The sequence below is a fragment of the Bifidobacterium sp. UBA744 genome (assembly GCA_002298605.1).
In the GTDB taxonomy this organism is placed as follows: domain Bacteria; phylum Actinomycetota; class Actinomycetes; order Actinomycetales; family Bifidobacteriaceae; genus Bifidobacterium.
The window spans coordinates 12,964-28,877 of record DBKS01000059.1; the positions used below are offsets into that span (position 1 = coordinate 12,964).

Annotated in this window: 14 protein-coding genes; 5 read left to right on the forward strand and 9 right to left on the reverse strand. The window is 63.0% G+C overall.

Annotation, left to right across the window (positions count from 1 at the left end; all coding sequences use genetic code 11):
* Both B2994_RS06630 and B2994_RS06635 read right to left on the reverse strand, forming a co-directional pair.
* Positions 1-258: a DUF4160 domain-containing protein gene (locus tag B2994_RS06630; RefSeq protein WP_414630659.1), complete on the reverse strand. Its 258-nt coding sequence runs from the start codon at positions 256-258 to the stop codon at positions 1-3.
* 282 nt (positions 259-540) lie between these two features.
* A complete protein-coding gene (locus B2994_RS06635; RefSeq protein WP_291527584.1) occupies positions 541-1,818 on the reverse strand; it encodes an MFS transporter in 1,278 nt (425 codons plus the stop codon).
* Positions 1,819-2,080: 262 nt separating this feature from the next.
* Between B2994_RS06635 and rpmB the strand changes: the two genes are divergently transcribed.
* From rpmB to rsmD, 3 genes are all read left to right on the forward strand, one after another.
* Positions 2,081-2,275 (forward strand): 50S ribosomal protein L28, encoded by a 195-nt coding sequence (gene rpmB / locus B2994_RS06640; protein WP_291527585.1) that lies wholly within the window; start codon positions 2,081-2,083, stop codon positions 2,273-2,275.
* Positions 2,276-2,386: 111 nt separating this feature from the next.
* Positions 2,387-4,675 carry an ATP-dependent DNA helicase RecG gene (locus B2994_RS06645; RefSeq protein WP_291527586.1) on the forward strand — a complete coding sequence of 763 codons (2,289 nt, stop codon included), beginning with the start codon at positions 2,387-2,389 and terminating at the stop codon, positions 4,673-4,675.
* A 57-nt stretch (positions 4,676-4,732) separates the two neighbouring features.
* Positions 4,733-5,305 (forward strand): 16S rRNA (guanine(966)-N(2))-methyltransferase RsmD, encoded by a 573-nt coding sequence (gene rsmD / locus B2994_RS06650; protein ID WP_291527587.1) that lies wholly within the window; start codon positions 4,733-4,735, stop codon positions 5,303-5,305.
* Position 5,306: 1 nt separating this feature from the next.
* Here rsmD and trmD read toward each other — a convergent pair whose 3' ends face one another.
* The 4 genes from trmD to rpsP all read right to left on the reverse strand — a co-directional run bounded on the left by trmD (position 5,307) and on the right by rpsP (position 7,559).
* Positions 5,307-6,158, reverse strand: coding sequence for a tRNA (guanosine(37)-N1)-methyltransferase TrmD (trmD, locus tag B2994_RS06655; RefSeq protein WP_291527588.1), 852 nt, complete (start codon positions 6,156-6,158; stop codon positions 5,307-5,309).
* A gap of 80 nt (positions 6,159-6,238) precedes the next feature.
* Positions 6,239-6,850: a ribosome maturation factor RimM gene (gene rimM, locus B2994_RS06660; RefSeq protein ID WP_291527598.1), complete on the reverse strand. Its 612-nt coding sequence runs from the start codon at positions 6,848-6,850 to the stop codon at positions 6,239-6,241.
* A 20-nt stretch (positions 6,851-6,870) separates the two neighbouring features.
* A complete protein-coding gene (locus B2994_RS06665; RefSeq protein WP_291527589.1) occupies positions 6,871-7,104 on the reverse strand; it encodes an RNA-binding protein in 234 nt (77 codons plus the stop codon).
* Positions 7,105-7,106: 2 nt separating this feature from the next.
* A complete protein-coding gene (gene rpsP / locus B2994_RS06670) occupies positions 7,107-7,559 on the reverse strand; it encodes a 30S ribosomal protein S16 (protein WP_291527590.1) in 453 nt (150 codons plus the stop codon).
* 271 nt (positions 7,560-7,830) lie between these two features.
* On the opposite strand from rpsP, the gene B2994_RS06675 reads away from it, so the two are divergent.
* Complete coding sequence (locus tag B2994_RS06675) at positions 7,831-11,298, forward strand: glycoside hydrolase family 2 TIM barrel-domain containing protein (RefSeq protein WP_291527591.1); 3,468 nt, start codon at positions 7,831-7,833, stop codon at positions 11,296-11,298.
* Here the strand turns inward: B2994_RS06675 and B2994_RS06680 are convergent.
* Both B2994_RS06680 and ffh read right to left on the reverse strand, forming a co-directional pair.
* Positions 11,282-12,352: an endonuclease/exonuclease/phosphatase family protein gene (locus B2994_RS06680; RefSeq protein ID WP_291527592.1), complete on the reverse strand. Its 1,071-nt coding sequence runs from the start codon at positions 12,350-12,352 to the stop codon at positions 11,282-11,284. The two genes, B2994_RS06675 and B2994_RS06680, sit on opposite strands and share 17 nt — an antisense overlap.
* A gap of 166 nt (positions 12,353-12,518) precedes the next feature.
* The gene (gene ffh, locus B2994_RS06685; RefSeq protein ID WP_291527593.1) at positions 12,519-14,156 is read right to left on the reverse strand and encodes a signal recognition particle protein; all 1,638 of its coding nucleotides are present in this window, start codon (positions 14,154-14,156) and stop codon (positions 12,519-12,521) included.
* A gap of 363 nt (positions 14,157-14,519) precedes the next feature.
* Here ffh and B2994_RS06690 point away from each other — a divergent pair, with 363 nt between their 5' ends.
* On the forward strand, positions 14,520-15,425 hold the full coding sequence (locus B2994_RS06690; RefSeq protein ID WP_291527594.1) for a cation transporter: 906 nt from the start codon (positions 14,520-14,522) through the stop codon (positions 15,423-15,425).
* Positions 15,426-15,572: 147 nt separating this feature from the next.
* On the opposite strand, the gene B2994_RS06695 is transcribed toward B2994_RS06690, so the two are convergent.
* The coding region (locus tag B2994_RS06695) for a CysS/YqeB C-terminal domain-containing protein (RefSeq protein ID WP_422652242.1) at positions 15,573-15,914 on the reverse strand (342 nt) is incomplete at its 5' end.

Sequence of the window (15,914 nt, forward strand, 5' to 3'; positions counted from 1 at the left end):
TCAGGAGAGTGGGGCGATGCGGTCGAATGGCTTGCTGGCGACGGCGTTGTTCCATGCCGCGTAGATCTCGTCCTCGTGCAGTACCAGCCATGCGGCGACAAGCTTGTATTGCTTGGTGGGGAGGGCCCCTGCCAGCAGCTCGCCATCGATGCCAATGGACGCTTCGTAGTCTCCGTAGTAGACGTGGATGTGGGGCTTATGATGTTGCTTCTCGTCGTCGTACATCAGCTTGATGATGATTCCGTAGAATCTGCTCAACTCCGGCATCGTCCTGCCTCTCTGTGTGATGAGCGACCGTCGTTATCAGTATATTAGAGGGCCAAACGGAGTCGACAGGATGTGCAGTGAATGCGTCCGGCTTATTTCCACCCATGCGAGCAGGTCTGTGGCTGAGGTCGAGTTCACGGCATAGGGCCGTCGAGGTGGTGAAGCGAATGGCTTTGGCGCGTGACTTGCTGGCTGGAACCACGTATCCGCGGTGCTCGAAGAACGGGCGGGCTGTGATGGAGACGCACATCATGCTGCTGGCGCAATGGGGGATCAGCTGCGTGTCGGATCCTTCTGCAGGGCGAGGAAGATGAGGGCGACGATCAGCAGGATGGCGATGGAGAGCACGCCGGTTGACGCGTTGCCGGTCAGCGAGGTTGTCGTGGCGACGAGGAACGTGCCGATGATCGAGGCCGTCTTGCCGAAGATGTCGTAGAAGCCGTAGTATTCGTTGGCGCGGTCCTTGGGAATGAGTTTGCCGTAGTACGAACGGCTCAGCGCCTGGATACCGCCCTGGAACATGCCGACCAAAATCGCCAGGATCCAGAATTGCGTCTCGGTTTTCAGAAAGAATGCGGCGAAGAACACGATGCACATATATGCCACCACGGCCACCAGAATCATCGGCTTGCATCCGAATCGGCCGGCCAGGCGGCCGTACAGAATCGCACAGGGGAATGCCACGAACTGCGTGACCAGCAGAGCGATGACCAACTGCGTGGAGTCCAAGCCGAGCTGCGTGCCGTAGGACGTCGACATGGTGATCACGGTGTTGACGGCGTCGATGTAGAAGAAGAATGCGAGCATGAACATCCACAGCGGTTTGTTGCGCACGATGCTGCGGAAGGTCGCCTCCAGTTCGGTGAAGGTGCCGCGCACCGCGGCGCCGAGATCCCTGCTGGTGGCGCGATAGTGCGTCTGACGATAGCTGGACAGCAGCGGGACGGTGAACGCCACCCACCAGGCGGCCGTGATCATGAACGACATGCGGGTGCACAATGCGGTATCAAGGCCCAGCAGCGCCGGGCCGCCGAAAATCAGGCCGATGCACACGAGGAACGGAACGGTTGAGCCCACATAACCCCAGCCGTAGCCGTGCGAGGAGACCCTGTCCATGCGTTCATCGGTAGTGGTGTCGATCAGCATCGAGTCGTAGAAGGTGAGTGAGCCGTTCAGCCCGATGGTGGCCAGTACATACACCACCAGAAACGCCAGCCATCCCAGCGGCAGCGCCATCGCGCAGCACATGACCGCGCCGGTCAGGAAGAAGCCGAGGAAGAATCGGATTTTCATGCCCTGCACATCGGCGATGGAGCCCAGCAGCGGCATCAGCACGGCGATGACGAGCGACGCGATGGTCTGCGCGTAGCCCCATGTGGACACGATATTCGTCTCGCCTGCCGCCTTGAGCAGTGAATTCGCGTAAATCGGCACCACGGCGGTGCTCAGCAACACGAACGCCGAATTGCCCACGTCATAGACGATCCACTGCCTTTCGCGTCGCGTGAGTTTTCCGTTCGGCGTCGCCTGTTCGGTTATCTGATCATGCATGTGTTGCTCCTGCCCGGTTGAAGACGGCGATTGCGCCCCGGCCCCGTCAAACTTCATCGTAAAAGCACGGGGGAGGGTTTCGCGACCGCATAAAATGAACAGCGTATGAATTATCGTATGGCTCGCAGGGCGTGATCCTCGCTTGACTTGCGAAACGCAGGATTGAGCCGTATACTTGTGAAGTTGTGTGTTCAGCCGAGCGGCAAAACGCGAGCGCAGGGCACGAAAGACTTGGAATAGAACCAACATAAGGGAGTCCATCATGGCAGCTCGTTGCGCAGTGTGCGGCAAGGGACCGCAGACCGGTTACACCGTATCTCATTCGCATATCCGTAACAAGCGCACCTTCCGCCCGAACCTGCAGCCGGTTCGCACCACCATCAACGGCGAGAACGTTCGCGTGCGCGTGTGCGGCAAGTGCATCAAGGCCGGCAAGGTGCAGCGCGTGGCCGCCTGAGCCGCGTCGCAGCTTGTTGCTGATCGTTGAAACCCCGGAGCCTGTTGGTTTCGGGGTTTTCTCATATAGGCGGGCATGGGATGTGAGATACGTGGTCGATGGGATGTGGGTATGAGTGTTTCGCTGGATTCGACCGTTTCGTCGTTGCTGACGAACAGACGCCGTGTGGGTGCGTTGAAGAGCTTGGGCGTGCTTACGGTGCGGGATGCCTTGACGTATTATCCTTTTCGCGTGACCGATCCGGTTCCGGTGCGCCCGGTCCGTCAGGCGGCGGTTGGAGCGCCGATGGCGTTTGCGGCGTCGGTTGAGGCTGTGCGCGTGGTGCCGATGAACGCACGGCGTGGTTTTCGGTTCGAGGCGCTGGTCGCGGACGATGCGGGCGCGCCGGCGAGACTGGTGTTCTTCTCGTATAAGAAGTCATATGTGGACTGGCTGGGCATGCGGTTGCGTTCCGGGGCTCGTGTGGTGGTGTCCGGCGTGCCGAGCGAGTTCAACGGGCAGTTGCAGTTCACGCATCCGGAGATTGTGACGGTGGGCCAGGGCGGTGACGCCGATTCCGACGACCAGGCGTTGCGTCGGGTTTCGAGGCCGCGCCCGGTGTACCACGCGAGTTCGCGCATCTCTTCGGAGCATATCCATGAGACGATCATGGGGTTCCTGACCTTGCTGGACGGCGAGCGGGGTGGGCTGCGCGCGGCGATTGCGGATGTGGTTCCCGAGGATGTGCGTGCGCATGGCGACTATCCGCATCGTTGCGACGCATTCCGGCAGGTGCACGATCCGGACAGCGTCGAGGCTTTTCATCGGGCGATTGCCATGCTGCGCTATGAGGAGGCGTTGGTGAGTCAAACGGCGTTGATTCGTTCGCGTCACGCCACGCATGCCGTTGCGGCCTACCCGTGTGGGATCGGTAGGTTGGACCGTGCCGGAATGGTGGGGCGGTTCATTGATGCATTGCCGTTTGCGCTTACTGCCGGCCAGCGCGATGTGGTGGACGACATTCTGCACGATATGGCTCAGGACTGGCCGATGCAGCGCCTGCTGCAGGGCGAGGTCGGTTCGGGTAAGACCGTGGTGGCGATTGCCGCGATGCTTGCGGCGGTGGCGGCTGGTCATCAGGCGGTTCTGGTGGCGCCCACGCAGGTGCTGGCGGAACAGCATGCCGAGAATATCGGCGGCATGATCGAGGCGATGGGCGAAAGCCCCGAGTCGGTGCCGGTGGTGCTGTTGACCGGCGGCATGAGGCTGGCCGCGCGTCGGCGTGCGCTGGCGGTGGCGGCATCCGGTCAGCCGTGCATCATTGTGGCGACCCATGCGGCGTTCTCCAAAACCTTCCAGGCGCCTGGGCTGGCGTTGGTGGTGATCGACGAGCAGCACCGCTTTGGCGTCGAGCAGCGCGAAAGCCTGCGGCATCGTTACAAAACCGCCCCGCATCTGCTGGTGATGACGGCCACCCCGATTCCCAGAACGGCCGCGATGACGTGGTTCGGTGATCTTGACGTCTCATGGCTGACCGAGCTGCCCGGCGGCCGCAAACCGATCCGCACGGTGGTGATCCCGGAGGCGGATGGCGGGACGATGGCCCGGATGCTTCAGCATATCCGCGCTCGGATCGATGCCGGGGAACGGGCGTATGTGGTCTGCCCGCGCATCGATGCGGACGACGATCCTGTTGCTAACGCCGCCACCGCCGACACTGTTGCCACCGCCGCCGAGTCCGGGACGTCGGACGAGGACGGTCCGCGGCCGGATATCCTGACGGATGACGAGATCGGCGAGCCCCGGGCCCCGCTGCATTCCGTGGCCGAGATCGCCGGGCGTCTGGCCGCCCTGCCGCAGTTCCGGGGCATACGATTCGCCACGTTGACCGGCCGCGATGACGACGAGACGAAAACTCGCGTGATGGCGTCGTTTGCATCCGGCGAGACGCCGGTGCTGGTGTCCACCACGGTGATCGAGGTCGGCGTGGATGTGCGGCAGGCCAGCTGCATCGTCATCTTCGATGCCGACCGCTTTGGTCTGTCCCAGCTGCACCAGCTGCGCGGCCGCGTGGGCCGAGGCGGCACGCAGTCGTGGGCGTTCCTGATTTCCAGGGCCGAGCCGGATTCCATCGCCGCGCAGCGCCTTGAGGTTATCCGGGGGACGTTGGACGGCTCCGAAATCGCCCAGGCAGATCTTGAGCTTCGCGGTGCGGGCGACGTGCTGGGCGACGCGCAATCCGGCGGGAAATCGAGCCTGAAGCTGCTGCGGGTGGTGAAGGACGCCAAACTGATCGAGCAGGCTCGCGCCGACGCCGAGCAGATTCTGGCCGATGATCCCCAACTCGCCGATGATCCCCAGCTCGCCGGTGCCGTGCTGGATTTCACCCGCGGCAACGAGAGTTTTCTGATGACGACGTGATCGGCCCCTCAACCCTCGGTCCTTCAACCTGTGGATTGGTACCGCTAGCATGGAACTATGCGTGTAATTTCAGGACGTTTCAAGGGATTTCAGCTGCCGGCGGCGAAAACCGGCACCCGACCCACCACCGACCGGACCAAGGAGGCCATTTTCTCGCATCTCGACTCATGGGGTGTGCTTGACGACGCCCGTGTGCTCGACCTGTTCGCCGGCACGGGCGCCCTTGGCATCGAAGCGTTGTCCCGCGGGGCCACGTCGCTGGTGGCGGTGGAATCCTCGGGTCCAGCTGCGGCTGCGCTATCCAGGACCATCGCGGCACTGAAAGCTTCCAAGGCTTGGCAATCGGGGATGCAGGCCCGGGCGATGCGGACGAAGGCCGAGTCATTCGCGGCCGGGGCGGCGGGCGACCACTTTGACGTGATCTTCATTGATCCGCCCTATGCCATGACCACCGAGGCGTGCAACGCCCTGCTGGCGGATCTGGTCGCGCATGGTGCCGCCGCCAGCCAGACGGTTATCGTGTTCGAACGTTCCACTCGCACCGAGGCATTGACCCCGCCTGCGGGCTGGCGGATTACGCAGAGCAAGGCGTACGGCGAAACCGCCGTGATGTATGTCGGACAGGAGTGATTTACAGTTCGCGCTCGTGATTCAGGCGGTGGGGATGCGCTCCCGACACCTCCCATCCCAAGGCGATGAGGGTTTTGCGATCCGCCTTGTCAAGCGCCTTGCAATCCAAGGCCGCGATCAGATCGGGGCGAATGGCATTGGTGCGTTCCAGCGCTTCGTCGCGGCGAAAACGATCGACTTTGCCGTGATCCCCCGACAGCAGTACATCCGGCACGCGTATGCCGCGCCACTCGGCGGGTTTGGTGTATTGCCGGTGCTCCAGCAGCGCGTCCTCGCCGGTATATGATTCCTCCACGATCGACTCCGGATTGCCCATGAATCCGGGGATGAGCCGCGTGATGGCCTCGAGCATCACCGACACCGCCACTTCGCCGCCGTTGAGCACGTAGTCGCCGATCGAATACTCGCGCACGTCGATGCCCTGTGCCCGGTAATACTCGGGGATGCGGGCGTCATAGCCCTCGTACCGGCCGCATCCGAACAGCAGATGGCCGGCGCGGCTGAGCTCGGTGGCATCGCGCTGGGTGAACAGGGGCGCCGATGGGTTCGGGAAGATAAGCACCGGGGCGGCCTTCGATTGAGCTGCTGCAGGCTGCGATTCGGGTTGCGTCTCCGGGCCCTGATCCAAACCGAGCAGTTCGTCCAGGCATTCGGCCCACACCGCCGGCTTCATGACCATGCCGGCGCCGCCGCCCACCGGTGTATCGTCTACCGAATGATGCACGTCATGCGTCCAGTCGCGCAGATTATGCGCATGGACGTTCACCAGTCCCCTGGCCTGTGCCTTGCCGAACAGCGAAAGATTCAGCACATTGAAGTATTCGGGGAATACGGAAATGATATCGATGTCCATATGTACCAGCCTGTCGGTTTCGCCGATGAATTCCTGTCCGTCTCCGTGTCAGTCGCGGCGCCCCGGTCCGGAGCCGTCGCTCAGTCCGCGGAAAGCCCGGGGATCAACCCACCGGGCGGGTCAAGCGTGAGATACCCCTCGTCGAGGTTGATGTCGGGGACCAGCGCGTCCACAAAGGGAACCAGCGCGGTCTTCTCGAAAACGGGTTCGCCGTCCCTGTCGGTTCCGGTCTGCACCGGGGAAGCCAGTCGGATCTTCAACAGCGACTGGGCTGTGGAATCGATGACATCCACCACGGAACCCACCAACAGGCCCGCCGGCAATCCCAGTCCGTTGCCTTCGGCGAGTTTGGCGTCCAAGCCAATGAGGTCACGGGGATACCATTCGTCGGCATCCATCATGTCGTCGGGGTCGTCGGGCTCGCCATACAGTTCCACGCCGTTCAGTGCCTCGGCCGCGGTGCGGTCCTTCACCCCTTCAAGCTTGATGATCCAGCGATCCTTCATCGTCCGGGAGGATTCAACGACGTATTCGGTTGTCCCGTCCGCCGAATACAGCGGGGAACCGGGTTCGAACCTCCATTCCGGATCGTCGGTGTACAGCCGCACGGTTACTTCGCCTTTGAGCCCCTGCGCGCGGCCGATACGAGCAACCCTCAGCAGATCAGGCTGCTGAGGGTCGTCGGAATGCATGGGACTCGCCACGCTGGGGTTCACCTGCGCACATCCATGATGTCGACGCGCACCTTGTGATCGGACAGAGCCTGAATCACCGTGCGGACCGCGTTGGCAGTCCGGCCGTTGCGCCCGATGACGCGACCGATGTCCTCGGGATTCACCCGCACGCGAAGCAGTTCGCCGCGAGCGTTTTCATGGGACTTGACGGAAACGTCGTCCGGGAAATCGACGATGTTCTTAATGAGGTGTTCCACAGCCTGGGCGAGCATGATCACTCAGCCTCGGTCTCGGCGGCCGGTTCCTCGGCCGGAGTTTCCTCGGCGGCGGCCTCTGCTTCAGCCTTGGCCTTCGCCTCGGCTTCGGACTTCGCGGCCTTGAGCTTCTGAGCCTCAGCCTCAACGGCCTCGACGCGGGCGGCGGCGTCAGGGCCGGCCTCCGCGGTCTTCAGGGTGCCTTCGGCACCGTCAAGGCCCTTGAACTTCTGCCAGTCACCGGTGATCTTCAGCAGCTTGAGCACGGGGTCGGACGGCTGGGCGCCGACGCCGAGCCAGTACTGAGCGCGCTCGGAATCGATCTTGATAGTGGAGGGCTGGGTGTTCGGATCGTAGGTGCCGATCTCTTCGATGGTCTTGCCGTCGCGCTTCTTGCGGGAATCCACAATCACCACGCGGTAGAACGCGTAGAACTTCTTGCCCTGTCGCTTCAGACGAATCTTGGTTGCCAAAATGGCTCTCCTTGTAATGAGGGGTGTGGTTTTCTTCTTCTGTGTGGGGCACGGAATCCGAAACCCACGTGTTTCTCGCGCCACGCAAGATGAGAGGGCCTCGCGCGCGCGAATAACTGAGCTATTATAGCGCCGCCCCTCGGACCGAGGCATGGAATATTGGCGTGTTATGCCGCGCTGTCCGTAACACGCTGGTATCCACACCGATCGGCATACTGGGAAGCATTGAGCATTTGCCCATTCCCCATAACGTAAAGGAGCGTTGCGCGTCATGTTCGTGCCCAGATATTACGAATCCCTTGAGCAACTGCACGTAGGATGTCAGCCGAACCGCGCCTACTACATCCCGGCGTCGAGCGAGCGTGACACCAGCGTCGACAGGCGTTTGGATTCCGACCGTTTCCAACTGCTGAGCGGGGAATGGGATTTCCGCTACTACCGTTCCATCCATGAGCTGGACGCCGAGGTGCGGGCCGCGCATGCCAGCCACGACCCGGCATTTTGGGACAACGGTTTTACGGCGGACCCGTCCGAGGGCTACACGACGATTCCCGTGCCGAGCGTATGGCAGAATCACGGCGTCGACCGTCACCAGTACACCAACATCCGCTACCCCTTCCCGGTCGATCCGCCGTTCGTGCCCGAAGACAATCCATGCGGCGTGTACCTGACCAGCTTCGACTATGTCCCCGATGAGGCGGCGCCGCGCACGTTCCTCAACTTCGAGGGCGTGGATAGCTGCTGCTATGTGTGGGTGAACGGCACATTCGTGGGATACAGCCAGGTGAGCCACACCACCACCGAATTCGAGGTGACCGAAGAGCTCGAACCCGGCGAGAACACCCTGGCGGTGCTGGTGCTCAAGTGGTGCGACGGCAGCTATCTGGAGGATCAGGACAAGTTCCGCATGTCGGGCATCTTCCGCGACGTGTATCTGCTCAAGCGTCCCGAGCGGGCCATCCGCGACTACTTTGTGCATACTGCGGTCACCGCCGACCATACCGGTGCCACTGTGGGCATCGATTTCGATTTCTACGATGGGGCCGTCGTGCCCGTTACCGCCATGCTTCGTGACGCCGACGGCAATGAAGTGGCTCGCGCCGAGGCGGTTCCGTCCGACAGGCCCGCTGTTCTCGATGCTCCGGCCGCCGAATCCGTGGACGATCCGACCGGCACCGAGGCCGCTTTCGTTCCGCGCGCGCATGCCGAGTTCTCCATCGACCGGCCCGAACTGTGGAATGCCGAGCAGCCGTATCTGTATACGCTGGTGTTGGAAGGTTCCGGGGAGACGATCACCCAGCCGTTGGGCGTCCGCGAGATCGCGGTGGTGTCCGGTGTGATTCAGATCAATGGCCGGCCGATCAAAATCCACGGCGTCAACCGCCATGATTCCGATCCGGTGACGGGACCCACGATCGGCACCCGGCAGATCCTCGCCGATCTCAAGCTGATGAAGCAGCATAACGTCAACGGCATTCGCACCAGCCACTACCCGAATGCGCCGCAATACTACGATCTGTACGACCGCATGGGTTTCTACGTGGTCGCCGAAGCCGACAACGAATCCCATGGCATGAACCTCGACTATCAGCCTGATGGCGGCGAGAACCGGTTGGGATGGAATAAGCGGATCGCCAACAACCCCGATTGGACGCCGGCGACGGTGGACCGGACGCGCCGCGCCGTGGAGCGTGACAAGAACCACGCCAGCATCATCTTCTGGTCGATGGGCAACGAGTGCGCGTACGGCGTGACGTTCGAGGCCGCGCTCGCCTGGACCAAGGGGTTCGATCCGAGCCGCCTGACCCATTACGAGTCCGCGCGCTATGTGAACCCAAACGACGCCCCGCACGACTACTCCAACCTCGACACCCATTCGCGCATGTATCCGCCCGTTGAGCAGATCGAGGAATACTTCGCGCCAGGCGACGATGGCGCGGCGCGTGGCGACGGCGGTCACGGCGCCAACGGGCACGATGGGCGCTATGGGGACGGTTCCGGCGTCAAGCCCTACGTGCTGTGCGAGTTCTGCCACGCCATGGGCAACGGTCCGGGCGATCTCGAGGAGTATTTCGAGCGCATCCAGCGCTATCCCGGTCTGGTGGGCGGCTACATCTGGGAGTGGTGCGACCACGCCATCGATCGCGGCACCACGTCGGACGGTCGTCGCATCTACGCCTACGGCGGCGATTCCGGCGAATATCCGCATGACGGCAACTTCTGCATGGACGGCCTGGTCTATCCGGACCGCACGCCGCACACCGGCCTGCAGGAGTTCAAGAACGTCTACCGTCCGGCCCGCGTTGTCGGCGGACTGGACCGCGCCACCGGCAGCGTCACCCTGCACAACTATCTCGATTTTCTGCCGCTGAACCAGGCCGTCACCCTGATGTGGGAGCTGTATGTGGACGGAGAGCTCGACTCCTACTACCTGTTTGGCGATGAGGATGACGATCAGCTCGACATCGCGCCGCATGGCGAGGGCACGGTCACGCTGCCCGGACTGGCGATTCCCGAAGGCATCAATGGCCGCATCACCATTGTGCTGCGGTATCTAACGCCGAAAGCCACCGCGGACGGGCTGATGCCCGAGCTGTTCGAACTTGGTTTCGACGAAATCGCCGTGCCCACGGCCGATGCCACCAACCAGCTGGTGAAGGCCAAACTCGCGCTGGCCGCCGGGCATCCCGCCGACTGGATGGTCGATTATGTGGACGATGAGGAGATTGCCGACGAGTTGCGGCATCGCGCCGCACCGGTGGTGACGGAAGGCGAGGACGGCGCCGGCCTGGTGATCGCCGGCGAGAACTTCCGCTACGTGCTTGACACGCGTACCGGTCTGTTCAGCCGGATGGTGTTCGGCGGCCACACGTTGCTGGCCCGTCCGATGCAGCTCAATGTGTGGCGTGCGCCCACCGACAATGACCAGAACATCCGCCTGGCCTGGCAGGAGGCTCAGTACGATCGCGCATATGCGCGGGCCTACGCGGTTGAGGTCGACGCCGCCGCGGACGCCGATGGTGCCGCCGACGGCGCCGGTAGCGCCGGTGTTGACGGGGAAAGCGTCACCGTCATGCAGGACGGCAAGCTGGTGGCCCTCGAGGCCCAGGACGTTCCCGGCTCCCAGGACGTGACGATCAGGGCTCGCATGGCGCTGCTCGCTCCCGCCGTGCAGCCGATCGCCCATATGGACACGGTATGGACCATCCACCCCGACGGCACGGTCATGCTCTCCATGGACGTGACGCGCGATCCGGTGTTCCCGTTCCTGCCGCGCTTCGGTCTGCGGCTCTTCGTGCCCAAGGAACTGTCGCGCGTGCGCTACTGCGGCCTGGGCCCGAACGAAAGTTACGTGGATAAGCATCGTTCCAGCTGGCATGGGGTGTTCGAGGCGACTCCGGTCACGCTGTTCGAGCCGTATATCAAACCTCAGGAGAACGGCAACCATCATGATTGCGACTGGGCGTCACTGCAGGGCGACGGCGTGACGTTCGCCGCCTACACGGCCCGGGACGACGGCCGAGGCTTCGATTTCCAGGCGCTGCCGTACACGGCCGAGGAAATGACCGTCAAGCGGCATGCGAGCGAATTGGAAGCCGAAACGGATTCCACGGTCGTGTGCCTGGACTACCGGCAGTCGGGCGTGGGATCGAACAGCTGCGGTCCCGAGCTGCGTAAGGAATACCGTCTGGACGCCGAGCGGTTTACCTTCCGCATCGCGCTCAAGCCGGAAGACTGACCGTGGCGGTCAGGGCGAGATGGTCGGTGCCCTCCACCGGGAAGGACTCCACCTCGCCCGACCGCGCCCCTGACGTCGTCAGAATGTGATCCAGCTCGATGCGCGGCCATGGCATCCAGCGCGGATAGGTGGTATGGCGCCCCCTCCCCTCGCTGAGCGAAGCGTCGGCGAATCCGGAGGCCAGCAGCCTGCGGAATGTGGCGTGCTCGTATTGCGAATTGAGGTCGCCCATCACCACGACGATGTCGTGGTCGCCCTGTGCCGCGGTCCGGGCCAGTTCGCTGAGCCCCACAATGCCTGCGGCCCATTGGCCGCATCCGCGCATCGGCGACTTCGGATGCGCCGACGCGAAGGTGACGCGACATTCCCCGGCCCCGGATCCCGGCTCGGACGAGGGGACCTCCAAGGTGATCGCGGGCACGTCGGCTGCGGGGATCACCACGGACTGGCGCTGGAATCCCACCGGCTCAAGGCGGGTGAGCAGCGCGTTGAAGCCGCCGTTGTCGGTGTCTTTCGGTTCTCCGAGCTGACGATAGGGCATCAGGGAGGCCAATCCGGCGGCGTCGAGTGAGTCCATCAGATCGTCGGTGCATTCCTGCAGGGCCAGCACGTCGATGGAACGGTTCCTCACCGCGGTGGCGATCGCTTCGGCGTTGGCGCGCCCGTACCGGCAGTTCAGCGTCATCACATGGAACTCGGTGGGGTCGGAGCCGTCGGCGGTGCCGTCAGGGTCTTTGGCGGCGTCGGGAACGGCGTCGTCGATCCTCCCGTCGCCGCGCCGCAATGATGCGGCAAATCCCCTGGGCAGCCGCGTGCGATTGTATTGCGCAAAGCCATTGAGCGAAGCCAGCATCCAGACCAGGCAAAGCACGCAGGCCGCCCATTGTCGGAGCGCGCCGGCCCAGATGCCCGCAATCAGCAGCGGAATCCACAGAAAAGGAATCAGTGCGATCATATAGGGCAGCGGCATATGGCCGCTGAGTCCCTCGGGAAGCCATGCGAGCGCGGCCCATGCCACCAGCAGAAACGCCACAATCCAAATCGCCGTAATCATTCATAACCCTTTCAAACTTTGCCGCATGCCATTATCCCCGGTTATTGAGCCGGGCCGGCAATGAGAGGAGTCAATGGCAGGCGGCGGGCACAACGATGCAGGCGCCGCCGACTGGAATCGACAGCGCCTGCATCGCGATATTCAATCAGTGTCAGTGGCCGAAATGTCAGTGGCCGAGCAAACCGCCCAGTCCGCCGCCCAGATTCGGAGGCAGCTGGTCCGCCAAATCGGCGAGACCGGCGGGCAGTGCGGGATTCTGCGGTTTCTTGGCGAACGCGGATCCGCTTGACTTGAGTTTGGAGGCATTGCCGGCCAGACGTTCGCGCAATGCCCGCTCCTCGGCTTCGCGCTTCATCGGGTTGCCGGACTTGGAGCGGCTCTTCTTCTTGCCGCCCTTTTTGCCCTTCTTGCCGCCGCCTGCGGCCGGACCACCGAAACCGGGCATGCCGCCGCGCGTGCCGTTGGCCATGCGCTTCATCATCTTCGCGGCCTGCTCAAAGCGCTGCAGCAGTCCGTTCACCGCCGACACGGTGGTGCCGGAACCGTAGGCGATGCGCGCGCGGCGTGAGCCGTCGATAATTGAGGGGTCGCGGCGTTCGGACGGGGTCATCGAACGAATGATGGCCTCGGTGCGATCGACTTCCTTCTCGTCGAACATCTCGAGTTCCTTACGATGCGCCGCCATGCCGGGGATCATGCCCAGCAGGTTCTTCATCGGGCCGAGTTTGCGCACCTGCTGCAGCTGCTCGAGGAAATCGTCCAGTCCGAAACTGCCATCGGACATCTTCGCGGCGGCCTTGCGGGCCTCCTCCTCGTCGAACTGCTTCTGAGCCTGCTCGATCAGGGTGAGGATGTCGCCCATGTCGAGGATGCGGGAGGCCATGCGATCCGGGTGGAAGACTTCGAAATCCTTGAGTCCCTCGCCGGTGGACGCGAACAGGATCGGCTTGCCGGTGACGCTGGCCACCGACAGCGCCGCGCCGCCTCGGGCATCGCCGTCGAGCTTGGACAGCACCACGCCGGTGAAATCCACGCCCTCGTCGAAGGCCTTGGCGGTTTTCACGGCGTCCTGACCGATCATCGCATCGATGACGAACAGGATCTCGTTGGGTTGCACGGCATCACGAATGTCGCGCGCCTGCTTCATCAGGGTCTCATCGACGCCCAGACGGCCGGCGGTGTCGATGATCACCACGTCGTACAGCTTCTGCTTGGCGAGTTCGACGCCGTCGCGCGCCACCTTCACCGGGTCGCCGGAGGTCAGGCCCGGGGCGGTGACCGCGTCGCCGCCATCGGACTGCACACCCTTCTCGGGGGCGTAGACGGGGACTCCGGCGCGTTCTCCCACCACCTGCAGCTGGGTGACGGCGTTCGGACGCTGCAGATCGGCGGCCACCAACAGCGGGGTGTGGCCGGTGTCCTTGAGCCAGTAGCCCAGTTTGCCGGCAAGCGTGGTCTTGCCCGCGCCCTGCAGGCCGGCGAGCATGATGATCGTCGGAGGGTTCTTGGCGAAATTCAGCGGGCGGTCCACCCCCTGCCCCAGCACGTCGGTGAGCTCCTCATTGACGATCTTCACGACTTGCTGGGCGGGATTCAGCGCTTCGGAAACCTCGGTGCCGAGCGCGCGCTCGCGGATCCTGCCGGTGAAGGACCGCACCACGTCAAGCGCCACGTCGGCGTCAAGCAGTGCGCGGCGAATCTCGCGGATGGTGCCGTCGATATCCGCCTCTGACAGTTTGCCCTTGGAACGCAGGTGTTTGAATGCGTTCGAAAGCCTATCGGTTAAAGAACTAAAAGCAGCCATAATGCGTATCAGTCTAGCCGCCACGCGGGAAAATCGGCCGTCCCTCCGCAACACGATCCCATGGGGCAACACATCACATGGGGCAACACATCCCATGGGGCGTCACGATCCCGTCATGCAACACGATCCCGTCGGGGCGCGGCAGTGGGCGACGCGCTCGAGGAGCCTCACGGAGGTTGTGTGCTTCGTCAACGATCGCCATGCAGTGGGCGACGCGTGAGGAGCCTCAGCCGCGGGCGAAATATTCCCAGCGGGTTTTCGGGTACAATGACGGGAATCGAACAACGACCCGGCGGATCGCGGAAGGTCCCTTCCGCCGGTCGCTGACAGGCTTCCCCATGGTTATCACGAGAGGAGGTCCGTGTGAAACAGAAACAAGTCGAACGTCGTTCATTATTGGTGGGCATTGGCGCCAATGCCGTGATGGGTGCGGCCGGCATGATTGTTTTCATGATCACCGGCATGGAAGCGGTGTTCCTTGACGGCGCGTTCACGTTGATTGCGCTGGCGTCCGGGGTGGTGGCGGTGTTCATCTCGTCGCATTCCATCCGTACCACGGACAACTATCCGAATGGATTCTTCGCGCTTGAGCCGATGTACGCGATCTGCAAGGCGCTGATGACCATTTCGTTGCTGGCGTTTTCGCTGCTGAATGTGATTCAGGGGCTGGTGGACTACTTCGTCCTCGACATCAAGGTGTCGCCCACGCTGGGACCGGTGGTGTGGTACGAGTTGGCGATGGTGGTCATTGGGGTGACGCTGTGGTGGTATCACAATCGGCAGAACCGATCCATTCACGGCGCCAGCACCATGCTGCACGCGGAGGCGAAAACCACGCTGGTGGATGCGGTTATTTCGGGCGGCATCGGCGTGACGGCACTGGCGTTGAGCTTCGTGCCGGAGAATTCGCCGATCGGATTCCTGAACTACACCGCCGATTTCGTCATCACCGCGATACTGGTGGTGCTGTCCGCCAAGGAGCCGTTCGGCGTGCTGCGTACGGCGTTCGTCGAGTTGGTCGGCGGCGTGGTGCGTGACGACAAGATGAACCAATTCGTGGAGGTTGCGGCCCGACAGTGCCTGCCCGATGGGACTCGATACGATCGCTGCCATGTGTTCAAGCAGGGCATGAGCTACACGGTGGACGTGTATCTGTGCGCCGAATCGCCGACGATTCGCGTTGCCAGCCTGGCCAGTCGGAAAAAGAGGCTGGAGGAGATGCTGGAAGCGCATTGCACGATCGTCGACGTCAATTTCTGCTTCGACTGATGCCGTTGCTGCCTGCCACCGCCCGCTACTGCGCAGGATTCGCCGACTATCAGGCCCGCAACATTACCAAATTTGGCAGATCGTGCTAACTAGAAGCCATAAATGGGCTCTAGTTAGCACGATCTGCCAAATCTTCAGGAGAGGCGGCTACTTCAGGCTCCAGGTGCTGCCCTGCGGACCGTCCTCGATGGCGATACCGGCCGCGCCCAAGGTGTCGCGAATCGCATCGGCCGTGGCGAAATCCTTGGACTTGCGCGCCGCGGCGCGGGCGGCCAGCTGCTCGCCGATCAGCGCATCCAGGGCGACATGTTCGGGATCGTCGTCGGCGTCGGTGCCGTCCGCCGCGCCGGCCGCGCCCTCGCTCGCCCATGGTTCCGCCAGCGGGTCGAGTCCGAGCGTGTCAAGCATGGCGCGCAGCTGGAGCAAATGCCTGCGCAGAGCTGGTTTGCCGGAGTCGTCGTCCAATTCGTCGCCCGCACTGGACAGCAG